3 protein-coding genes are annotated in these 1,172 nt (G+C 59.6%); all 3 read left to right on the top strand.

Annotation, left to right across the window (positions count from 1 at the left end; translation table 11 throughout):
* Positions 1–174: transposase domain-containing protein (locus tag AWB81_RS43265; RefSeq protein ID WP_235026265.1), on the top strand; the 174-nt coding region annotated here is incomplete at its 5' end.
* 14 nt (positions 175–188) lie between these two features.
* On the top strand, positions 189–677 hold the full coding sequence (locus AWB81_RS43260; RefSeq protein WP_062644734.1) for a hypothetical protein: 489 nt from the start codon (positions 189–191) through the stop codon (positions 675–677).
* A gap of 30 nt (positions 678–707) precedes the next feature.
* Positions 708–1,076: a calcium-binding protein gene (locus tag AWB81_RS43255; protein ID WP_062644732.1), complete on the top strand. Its 369-nt coding sequence runs from the start codon at positions 708–710 to the stop codon at positions 1,074–1,076.
* The last annotated feature ends 96 nt before the right edge of the window (positions 1,077–1,172 follow it).

Here is a 1,172-nt window from a genome sequence, read left to right as displayed (position 1 = left end):
TGGACCTTCGCGGGCTCGCCACGTGGCGCCCGAGCCGCTGCTACGATGTACTCCCTTCTCGGCACGGCTCGTCTGAACGGCTTTGAGCCGTATGCGTGGCTCAAGGATACGCTCGAGAAGCTGCCGTCGTATCCTGTCAACCGCGTGCACGAACTGCTGCCGCTCGCCCGTTAAACGTCTTCACATTTATGGACATTCTCGACACGCTTCGACAGGCGCCCAGCGCCGAGTTGTATCGTCTTTATCTGGCCATCGGCAAAATGCTCGATGACCCTCGACGCATCCTCGAAGTGCGTCAACGTCTGCACCTTGGCATGGCCGTCAGCTATATCGGCGACAACCCGTTGGGGCCTCCGTCTCAAGGCACCATTACGGAGCTTCGCCATACCCAAGCTGTCGTTCAGGACAGCCTGAGCCGGCGCCACTGGGCGATCCCGTACGCGGCGATCGTTCCCGACAGCGCCGCCCCGATTCATCCCGAACCGGCACCGCCACCGCGCGCAAGACGCGAGGAGTTCTTCATCGGCGACACGGTCGGATTCACCGACAAACACCTGAACGAACGCGTTGGCACCATCGTCAGACTGAATTCGAAGACTGCGTCGATCGCGGTGACAGATTCGGAAGGACACTGGCGCGTTTCCTTTGGCCTGCTGCGCCATATCGTCGACCTGTAGTCCCAACCGACGAGATTATCAAACGACATCATGGCCAAGACAAAACTCAACGCGGAACGTGAACATCGCATCGAGATGGAAGTCGTCGTCGACGCTTATACCGAGGAAGAGTGTGCGATGTCGTGGTACTGCTATCTGGACGAAAAGCTCTCGTTTCCCTTCGAGGCCAACGTTCGCAAGCCAATGGACTCCTCGCCGCTGCCCAGGGGCGAACACGTCTGCGTCACCGGACTCGCTCATGAAGACCTGTGTCGGGTTGGAATCTTCGTCTGGGTTCGGTGGAAAGAACGCGACGTGGTGGCGCCCCTGGCTCAAATCGCTCCGTTGAGCGGCGACAAGCCGACTCGAGTCGCGGTCGCGGACTGGCACTATTGGCATGAGCAAGGCCGCTCATTCTGAGATCCAGAGGGCCGTCTTCCCTACATCGTCTCGTCCCGATCTGACGCAGAAAAGCTCGTCGCGCACCATCTTGTGACGGGTTACGCTGACGCTTAC

The organism is Caballeronia arationis, assembly GCF_001544975.2.
GTDB classification, from domain to species: Bacteria; Pseudomonadota; Gammaproteobacteria; order Burkholderiales; family Burkholderiaceae; genus Caballeronia; species Caballeronia arationis.
Note: the sequence above shows the minus strand (reverse complement) of the source record. Positions and strands in the feature narration are given on the sequence as shown.